Origin of the sequence: Psychrobacter proteolyticus, from assembly GCF_038155145.1 — a bacterium.
GTDB classification, from domain to species: domain Bacteria; phylum Pseudomonadota; class Gammaproteobacteria; order Pseudomonadales; family Moraxellaceae; genus Psychrobacter; species Psychrobacter proteolyticus_B.
In genome coordinates, this window is sequence record NZ_JBAKAY010000195.1 from 1 (window position 1) to 213 (window position 213).

The window sequence follows — 213 nt, forward strand, 5'->3', positions numbered from 1 at the left end:
ATACTCCTGGCTAAGATAATTTCATTTATCGTGAGCCAATCGGCGTTGTAGCTGTCATTAGCCCATGGAACTTGCCACTACATTTAACGCAGCGTTCTATTGCACCAGCCCTAGCGCTTGGTAATGGCGTGGTACTTAAGCCTGCTAGTGATACGCCAGTGACAGGTGGTTTGCTATTGTCCAAAGTATTTGAAGAAGCAGGTCTACCAAAAG

At 46.0% G+C, this 213-nt stretch carries 1 pseudogene; it reads left to right on the top strand.

The annotated features are described in order from the left end of the window. Positions 1–29: 29 nt before the first annotated feature. Positions 30–213: pseudogene (locus V6252_RS13495) on the top strand (aldehyde dehydrogenase family protein); the annotation flags it as partial.